Source organism: Brucella anthropi (assembly GCF_046630315.1).
In the GTDB taxonomy this organism is placed as follows: Bacteria; Pseudomonadota; Alphaproteobacteria; order Rhizobiales; family Rhizobiaceae; genus Brucella; species Brucella anthropi_A.
Genome location: NZ_LQBD01000023.1, coordinates 1 through 9,351 on the forward strand (window position 1 = coordinate 1; position 9,351 = coordinate 9,351).

The following is a 9,351-nucleotide window of genomic DNA, read 5'->3' on the forward strand; positions in this document are numbered from 1 at the left end:
GGTGCGCCCGCCCGAGCCGGGGATCGTCCCGGCCGGCGTGATCGTGCCCGCGCGGTCAACGACAAGCGCGCCATTGTTGACGATATCGCCCGCAAGGCTGCCAACAGTCCCCCCCGTGCCGATGTGAAGAGCTGCCCCCGCATCGATCGTTGTCGTCCCCCCACCGGTATTGGCGCCCGTAAGCACGAGCGTGCCCGCCGATACCGACGTCGCGCCTCCATAGCTGTTATTGCCCGACAAGGTCAGCGTGCCCGAACCACTCTTCGTCAGGAAACCAGTGCCGGTCACACCTTGCGAAACCGTGAAATTATTCATCACATCGGCAATGTCGAAAACGCCGCCGCCAGCCGCCAGCGTCACCGTCTGCGCCGTCGACGTCCAGTTCGTCCCCATCACCTGCAACGTGCCGCCGTCAAAGGTCAGACCGCCGCTGCCAAGCCGGCTCTCCGCATCCGCAGACAAAACACCGCCAGCAAAAACCGTCCCACCCGTATAGTTGTTCGCACCCGAAACCGTCAAAGTGCCCAAACCGCTCTTCGTAAAGGTACCCGTGCCGGACACCTTGCCGGAGAGAAACGAAGGGCGACCGTCCGTATCGATGATGCCGCCTTTCATGCCAAGGGAGAGCGCGGCGCCGATGGCAAAATCATCCTTGCCCGCCTGGATCGTGCCGCCGTTGAGCGCGATACTGCCCCCCTGAAAAGGGGAAGCCAAAACATTCTCCGTTGCCGTCCAGACGCTGCGGTCATTGAGCGCCAGAGTGATATTGCCATTGTTGGAGATCGTCGATCCCGTCCAATGGGCTGTATCACCCAACGTCAGCGTTGCGTTGCTCTTATAAGTGCTCCCGTCGGCATCGACCTTGATGGTGCCGCCCCAGGTCGTGGTGCCGTCGAGTGTCATCGCCAACGACGTATTGCTCATACTGGAGGCCGCGACATAGGCTCCGCCAGCCAGCGTTGAATCGGTCGCATGAAAATCGAGCGAGGTCGTATCGGGACCGGGTGCATAAACGGGGTTCCCATCAATTACCTGACGCAACGGCGGCAAGGTCCGATCGATATAGATCAGCGACCGATCCGACCAATCCGCATCCTGATTGGCAGCCTGCAAACTGGAATGATTGGTAGCTGTAACTGTCGTGTTCGATGAATCGATATAGAAAAGGGATACGTACTTGCCGGAATCGCTGCTCCCGTCAAAGGTGACATTCACTCCATCCAGCGTGAAAATGTCGGTATAATCCGGGGGAGTCTGACCTGAATCAACCTCGGCCGTCAGATAGGGATACTGTTGCATGCCACCGTAAAAAACGGACGTCCGTGCCGTCGGCGTTCCCTGCATGTTCAGGGTCATGTTCACATTGGTCAAGGTGGACGATGCGTTTGATTCCAGACTTACAATACCCCAAGGGGTGGTCGGAACGCCCCCTTGCAGGGTATAGTTCAGGTTTACTCCCGTTGCGTTGAATTCTGCCATGGCCTGACGAGGCTTAACGCCAAACGCACCAGTATTGTTTATTCCTCCAAGTATGTTGGTCATGCCCATGGCAGTTACCCAGCCATATTCAGGCGCCCTGCGGAAATAGGGATTCGATACATTGCTAAAATAATAATTCAATCCTTGCACAGCATCCTGATAGTTCTGGTGGATGGTGTAGGTTCCTCCCCCTGCAAAATCCAATCGTGAACCATCACCAGTGAGGAGGATAGCGCCATAGACGGATTGATGTCCGCTACCGTCCTGGGCGGTAAGAACCGGCAAATCGAAATCGATTGCACCATTGAACGTCGCACCAACCGTATCCAGGTTGATAGGGGGCAGAACGGCCGCCTGCCCATCATTGTACATCATCCGGGCATCCGGCGCGACGTGCATGGTCGTAGTGCCATCCACTGTCACAACATTGGGTGCGATATAATCACCATCCGGATTTCCATTAATCATAGCATTCGGCCCCGAGGTGTTTATCAGCATGCCGCCGTCAACACTTATGTTGCCCTCGAACGTATAGGTCGGAACCACAATAAAATCCCGCTGAGCGTCGAAGCCCACAAGGGTGTCACTGAACATGCCGATCGCTGCCGACTGAACCGCAAGCTGGCTGTCGGATCGTCCAAGCCCGGTCACAGTAAAATCGCCCCGCACCTCGACGCCCGGGTTTCCATCAAATGCGAGCACTCCAAACATGTGGGTCGTTGATTGCAAAGTAATGCTGGAGACATCGATGGCGATGTTTTTGTCGAACGTTACAATATAAGGCTGACCATAATTTCTCTCTATTAAAAAACATCCGCCTCCGTAGTATTCCTCATTAAGCCTGCAGGTCGTTTGGTCGTCGGGATATGTCTTTTCTCCCTGGATGTAGTCTGCATAAGCTGGAGACCACCCGCAGCCGAGGCTTAAAGCCAACACCGAAACGCAGCATAAAAAGGTGGAAACTTTTCTTCTTCGCGTCATCCTGCCAATAGCAGCACGCCGAAGGGCGGAATCTGCATGCATGCACAAATTCACAGGCAGACTCTGCCCATTTTCACGATTAAAGTTGTCAAACATCATTTTCGCAAAACCGCATAAAAAACAGGGAAGTATTCAGCCTTGGAACCAAAATCGAAAAACGGCACAGGTGCGCGCAAATGGTGCATTTCGAATACCGGAGCGCGCCTCCAGACATAGTTCCGAAAGATTGGAGAATTTTCAGACAAGACCATGCACAATAGGAAGCGGCGTGAACACCGGAACGAAAAAATGCCATTTGCCGCCACACGGGTCGACCGTTTGGAACTGGCTCTGATTGGAATCATGACGGAGCCGCTCCAACGTAAATCACCCCGGAAAGAAATAATAAAAATAAAACTTTTTATACAATTCAACCTCAGGCCACATTAATTTAATATAAAAATCTAACTTTTGTATAAAAATATACATAAATCTTGCAGTGTATATTTTGTTTTACACACAAAAAGTAAACAAATACCAAAATCATGCTACGGTATAGCTGCATGAATTGCAACAGAACAAAATTTCATCAATTTTTATTGTAGGAATCCAATGATCATGCCAACACTTCCAATCCCACCAGTCCTGAGTTTTATGGATCGCGGAACGACTATCGGCGCAGGTCTACCCTTCGTGGTTGTTGTCTTTCTAAAAGTGGACCCGACAGATACTAACAACTATACGGTTGAGTTAGTGCCGACGCAGGGAGGCCGAAGGGCGCCGTCAGGACAACGGTCATTTTCCCCTGATTCATATTCTCAGCAGCTACAGTATGCTGCGTTCTACATCGCGTCTCATCCAAACGAGACTAACGGATCGCTTATCCAGTTTAACGCAGTGCTTTACCAGAATAATATCGAATTCCAAACTAAGGCGAGTCCTTCATGGAAAGCAAAAACCATTAACACTATTCCGCCTGACGCGCTGCTGACAGGAAACAATACGGCTCTGTTTGCTCCATTCCCACCGACTGGTGCCTTTCAGGCGGAAAACTGCCTGACATATACTGTGAATATGTCAGCAGCCCTTGCTGGGTTCAAAGCAGGTGAGCAATGCAGTTTTGATGTCGAGATAACACCAGTTACCAGTCTGAAAATATTGACAGACCTTGGCAAGACCGGAAGCGGGGTTTTGACGACACCAACTTTGGCAAATGTCTATGATAAATACTATACTTTTATAGTTAAAGACCCAAGTCAGAAGACAGAATTTTACATCGCATCGGAAAAGGGGTTTAATGTAAACGTCGATATTCTCGGCTCAAATGGGGCAAATTCATCTGGATATTTCATTGGGTTGGACGAGGATAACAGAGTGTACTCTCCCGCAAACCCGACGGGGATCAGTTATCAAGGCGTATACACGCCTCCTACAGGCACCAGCGCAATCTCCATCTACGTGCCGTCCAACGAATTCCAGTCCGATCCGGAAGCGGATATATTCTGGCTTTGCGCTGGAAACGGCACCACCTACAGCCTGGTACCACCACAAGCTGGCAGTGGTGGTTACAGCATGCCGGCGAATTCAGTACCTATGGTCATACGGGCTGGCATATCCCTGTTCGATACTACAAAGAACCTAGTTAATACAGTTCAGGGTTTCATTTTCAATACGCTGACAGGCGAACTGTCAACGACTGACATCGCATCGAAATTTGGCGTGGAGAGCAGCAGCAATAATCTGCCCCCAGTTGGCGTGCACCGGAACATGGTAGCGCCAGCGCTCTATCCGGTCCCACCGGGTTTCCAAGATCTGATCGACCTAAGCTATGTCCTGTCGAACAACGGGATTACATTCCGTTTGCCGGCATCCGTGGCACCGAGTGCGGATAACGTAAAAGCAAATATATATCTCAATGGGTGGGATAGCCTTGGAAATTTAAAAAGCAATCAAGTACCTAATTTGGACGTTAAAACGGACATTTCCGGCGCATACTTATTCAATGTAAGCAGGGATGTTCTTATAGGATACACTATGGATAGTGTAACAATGCATTTCAGTACTATTAAAGCTGAATATTATATTCCTTCAACGGGGGATTATAGTGCCGTTCAGACCTACAACATCGATACTGTAACGCCGTAAGAACCACACCACCCCGGATTCTTATCCGGGGCGTGTTTCCCGAGGCAATATCTTCCCGTCACAGTGGAGGGTGCTCCGGTCTGACCGATCAGGCCGGCGCTCCGGAGCGGTTCCTATTTTAGCGGAATCGTTGGAACCGCTCTATCTATCTGTTTTTGCCGCATTTCCGAACGCAAAACGGTTTCACACCTTTGGCTCGAAAATGCTCTAAAATTTTCTATTTGAAGCATAATCTTGATCACCCTCGTTTCACTCCAGTCGGATTATGCTTTCGCGTCATGAGAAAGGCGACCATATGAGAATGGTTTCATGGGCGCTGCCAAATATAGCGCTGGGGCACATTAAAACTTCTAGCAACAATACGCCACCGACCGCCAGACAAAAGATCACCGTCAATGCTCAGATACTTGAGGATGGTGAGCCCGTTGGTCAAGGCATACCGATTAACTGGAGCGTCCCCTATGGTGTGGCGTCACAGCACGTGCTGTTCTACGATGAAGCCAATCAGCCCATTCAGGAACATCCCAATAGCGCCACCGTGACCACGACAACCAATTCGCACGGCATCGCCACAGTGGGCGTCTGCGCAACGGATATTGCCATTGTCCCGCTCAATGTAGCAATCGAAAATGATAACGCGGCGATATCTGCAACATGCGGTCTCGTGTTCTATAATCCCGATCTGAGTTCGGGCACCCATGATGCTCCCGTCTTCACCGCGCAGCTTAATCCCGTTGTCATTCCTCCGGCCATGCCCAACGAACCGAAAGACGAAGAGGCCCACATCATACGCCAGGCTTTTCCCGAGCGCATTACAACCTATTCGATGCGCTATGCCGCTGAATGCACAACCTATTATCAATCGTTATCACAGATTACGTTCTGCGCATTCATATTGAACGACACGCTGGTATCCATAAATGATGTACCGCTGGGGACCCCTGCTCTGGGGTATGTACCATATCATTTGATGAATACCGGTATCAATCATCCGAACTACCTGATTTACGTCCTCTCCTTGGTCAATGGCAGCCAGTCCTATCCGCTTATCTTTACGGCTGAAGGCACACCTTACCAGATGCCAAATCCGGCTTTCGAGACTGTGACCTCACTTCCAGCGCCCAGAACTGTCTCTCAACAGCCGCCGGTGCTTACAACGGCCAGCCTGGTTGATGGAAAACTCGCTTTTCATATTCCGTTTGAAACAATGAATAACGACATCAATATCGGTGATCAGATTCAGTATCAGTTGTTCACCGATGGATGGACGGATAGCCGGATACAGGTGAAGCATAATACCGGCAGATACTTCCATATGCATACAATTACCAGAAACGACATCGTCAATGGTATTGATATTGCAATACCACAGGCTTACTTTGTCAATTGCTGCGCATTGTATGGTGAACACAACAATAAATACGCAGATGTATATTTTACATATGTTTTAAATAACTTTAAATCCCCTTATAGCTATCATTCCTATGCTGACTTTTCAGGACTATCATATTACTTAAGTCTTTCTAGATAAAAATTATAAATAGAAGTAATTCTATAACTTTTAAGCAAAAATATAATCATCCCGAAGCAAGAATACAATTTCGGGAGACATAATCCAAGTTTTCATTTCTTTTCACTTAATGGAGCATTTAATGTCTTCCGCAAGCACACTGCCCGTTGGTGGTATCTCTGTCGATAAGTCATATGCAAATACATGCTTGGTCTACACCGATATTGCATTAAATCCGCAGGACGCTACAGAAATCATACGCTGCTATGTCAATACCGGGCGTCCCGTGGATAAGATTACAATCACGTGCGACCTGAGTGACATCCATATCCTTGCGCTATATGATGAGAGTTACGCGGAACTGACGGACGAAGGTTCCGGCACCTCCTTCATCTACACGATGTACACCGAAATGTCCGGTCGCGCCGTCTTCCTCGTTGGGTCAAAATCGGGCGACAATGCCATCGCCACCATTACCGTGACCACCAGCGACGGAAGCATGTTCTCGACAAAAATCTTCTTCGGGGCGGTCATCGACGACAACAATGATGGTTCCCTTCCGCCGCTTACGGTAAACGGGCTTTATCAGGGTAGGCTGCAAATCCCATCCGATCCAACCCAGTATTTCTTCACTGTCTCGCTTAATCCCAGCATTTACTCCGGCCTGGTTTTTACGCCTACGGCAGACTCTCCCGTTGCTGTCGTACTGAATGACATTCCGGTTTATTGTGGCAATCTGGGCGAACTCACAAGTTCTGGCCTAAAGATTGCCTACGCGCTCCTCTCGGAACAATCGGACAATACACTCGCCTATTTTGTCGCAGAAGGCAGCAGCGGTGCCTGGTCGTCCGCAAATCTGAGCCGACTCGAACCCTTCACGGCAATCGGCACGCCTCAGACCAAGCCTCTCGGGGGCGTATCCAGAACACTGCCGGCGCCCACGCCGAATCTCATTACGGCAAACCGTCTTGCTCCTGCCGACATTGCCGATGTCGGCCTTACTGTTCTATTTCCCAGCGTTTCATCGGCCGTGGCAGGTGATTATGCCGAGCTTTATCTTTATATCAACGGCAATGACACCAAGTCCGGAAAAACCGTCAGCAACATCCTGCTGGCCACGATCGCCGACCCTGCCATGGCCCAGACCGTACCAATCCCACAATGTGACTTGTCTGGCTACGACACCGATACTGTCATTCAGATCGACTATCAACTGAAAGCCCAAAATGGCAACTCAAAAGGCTGGTCTGCAATTTCCGAGGCTACTGTCGACAAGCGCTACCCGACCATTCTCCTGACGTCAGACACCGATAACCAACCAGCGACTGGTGTTGATGAGGATAGGGCACACGCGACATATTTCGACACCAACGGTCAAGTATCAGCCGGCGTGGCCCTGGATTTTTTCCTGCCGCAGAACAGTCACGCGGTCTTTTCGGGAAATACCAAGAATGTGCAGGAAACGACAGAAGGCGATGGGAACACACCCATCGTGGGGTTCACAGATAATCTACAGAAAGGGGAAACAGTCGCCTTGTTGGTACAAGGCAGTGCAGCCAAAGCCACGACAAACTTTACATTCGCTGCATCGCACTGCGATATCACGCTCGCACCCGATTTGACAGTGGTTTCCGCTGACGGGATTTCCACCCACAAAACTTATGCGACCGTAACCTTGAATGGCCAGCCGGCAGTTTCACAGACTGTTACCTTCACGATCCAAAACGGTTCAGCCCAGTTTGTGCAAGCAAACGGCTTGGCAGTGGACGGCGATATCATGTCAGTCACGGCAAACACCAACAGCTTTGGCGTCACGTCCGATGTGCTTTTCATCGACACCAAAGGGGCCGCTGAGACTGTCACGCTTTCGGCAACCGCCGCCGGCCAAACCGCGCCGGAGCAGACGTTTGAGTTCATCGCACCAGCCGACGGTTTGATGATTGTGCCCGACAGCGCCACATAACAGAAAGAATGTTGCGGCTTATTTACATAACGGAGGGCGCATCGCGGAGAACGGTTTCAGTTCCGGCCTTGCCGGATTTGAAGAAAACGACGATGCGCTCGCTATTTTTATTTCGAACAAAAGATGGCGCCGATACCGTTATGCGGAAGGGCGCGCAACCGTCTCAAACCAGAGCAGGCGACACTCATGGAGAGGCACGTGTTGTCGGACGGACCTTCGGCATTGGACCAAGCGCACCGGGAGAAGCGGCGGCCTTGCTCGCCAAGAATCTGGAAGGTCAGACCGCTTGACATCTACAATACACGGCCCCGTTCCAACCAATCCGATTTCTTGCAACCGCGCCATTGCTAGCCGATACGGCCAATTCACCAAGAGCTTCATCAGCATGGTTCATATTGCCACAGCAAGATACTGGCTCAAATTCGTCCACACCGCCTAAGCAAATAGATAGGCAAGTACTATATGCGGTTGCTATCGCATTTGCTCTTTTAACATCTCCCCGTTTCTATAAGTTATGGAATAATATTCGAGATTCTTCTCGATACGATCCTTTTTGGCAATGAGATGTTTGTAGGCATCCAAATCGTCAGACATTATTTTCCCGTACCTATTAATTTTCGCTCTTATGTCATAGCTTTCATCATGAATACTTAATATTGTGAATTCTTCGTTGTATTCTTTGATGTATTTTTCTGAGAATTCTGGAAAAATTGCATGCTATGGAATATTGCCCTCCAAGCCCTGAATAACAGCTCTGGATGCTTATATAATCATACCGGGTCGGTCTGGAGTTGATGTAGGAACGTGGAACCTTGCTTTACCAGGCCACTTTGAAACCCGCCGTTCCTTTCAAGGTATAGCTATTGGCAAAGTGGTTGAGCGATGTATTGACTGAACCTTCGCCGTAGAGGGCATATTTGCCGTCTGCCCAGCCATAAGTTCCGCCAACACCGATACCGGCCCACGTGCTGTCGTTATCCGTGCTCATCGCGGTGCCGCTATAGCTCATCTTCGTGCCGCCAAGGAACTCCTGGTAGAGATTGGCAATACCATACAGGTTCGTATTGACCATCCGGCCGTCATTGCCCTTCCAGTTATTGACGTAATTAGCCGCAAGGCCGATGCGCGCCGACAGGCTGTTGCCATCACGATTGCTGATATTCGCACTGAATAGCCCCGAGTTTCGTGGACGCCCTCGGGTTACATTTCCTGCTGCCGTTCGAACTCGACGGGTGACAGCATCCCGTTCCTGACGTGCTTGCGCTTGGGGTTGTAGAACATCTCGATGTAGTCG

General features: G+C 50.3%; 5 protein-coding genes and 2 pseudogenes. 3 read left to right on the forward strand and 4 right to left on the reverse strand.

What is annotated here, in order from left to right; translation table 11 throughout:
* The coding region (locus AVM02_RS12320) for an autotransporter-associated beta strand repeat-containing protein (RefSeq protein WP_411507238.1) at nucleotides 1-2,559 on the reverse strand (2,559 nt) is incomplete at its 3' end.
* Nucleotides 2,560-3,057: 498 nt separating this feature from the next.
* On the opposite strand from AVM02_RS12320, the gene AVM02_RS12325 reads away from it, so the two are divergent.
* The 3 genes from AVM02_RS12325 (at nucleotide 3,058) to AVM02_RS12335 (ending at nucleotide 8,057) form a co-directional block, all read left to right on the forward strand.
* Nucleotides 3,058-4,584: a hypothetical protein gene (locus tag AVM02_RS12325; protein ID WP_411507239.1), complete on the forward strand. Its 1,527-nt coding sequence runs from the start codon at nucleotides 3,058-3,060 to the stop codon at nucleotides 4,582-4,584.
* Between the two features lie 295 nt (nucleotides 4,585-4,879).
* The gene (locus AVM02_RS12330) at nucleotides 4,880-6,115 is read left to right on the forward strand and encodes a hypothetical protein (protein ID WP_411507240.1); all 1,236 of its coding nucleotides are present in this window, start codon (nucleotides 4,880-4,882) and stop codon (nucleotides 6,113-6,115) included.
* A 121-nt stretch (nucleotides 6,116-6,236) separates the two neighbouring features.
* A complete protein-coding gene (locus AVM02_RS12335) occupies nucleotides 6,237-8,057 on the forward strand; it encodes a hypothetical protein (protein WP_411507241.1) in 1,821 nt (606 codons plus the stop codon).
* Between the two features lie 22 nt (nucleotides 8,058-8,079).
* Here the strand turns inward: AVM02_RS12335 and AVM02_RS12340 are convergent.
* From AVM02_RS12340 to AVM02_RS12350, 3 genes and pseudogenes are all read right to left on the reverse strand, one after another.
* Nucleotides 8,080-8,227: pseudogene (locus AVM02_RS12340) on the reverse strand (four-carbon acid sugar kinase family protein); the annotation flags it as partial.
* Between the two features lie 647 nt (nucleotides 8,228-8,874).
* A pseudogene (locus AVM02_RS12345) lies at nucleotides 8,875-9,231 on the reverse strand (autotransporter outer membrane beta-barrel domain-containing protein); the annotation flags it as partial.
* A 26-nt stretch (nucleotides 9,232-9,257) separates the two neighbouring features.
* Nucleotides 9,258-9,351: IS3 family transposase (locus AVM02_RS12350; protein ID WP_297564976.1), on the reverse strand; the 94-nt coding region annotated here is incomplete at its 5' end.

Coding starts and splice junctions, on each gene's coding strand:
- AVM02_RS12325 (WP_411507239.1), top strand. CDS start 3,058: ATGCCAACACTTCCAATCCCACCAGTCCTGAGTTTTATGGATCGCGGA.
- AVM02_RS12330 (WP_411507240.1), top strand. CDS start 4,880: ATGAGAATGGTTTCATGGGCGCTGCCAAATATAGCGCTGGGGCACATT.
- AVM02_RS12335 (WP_411507241.1), top strand. CDS start 6,237: ATGTCTTCCGCAAGCACACTGCCCGTTGGTGGTATCTCTGTCGATAAG.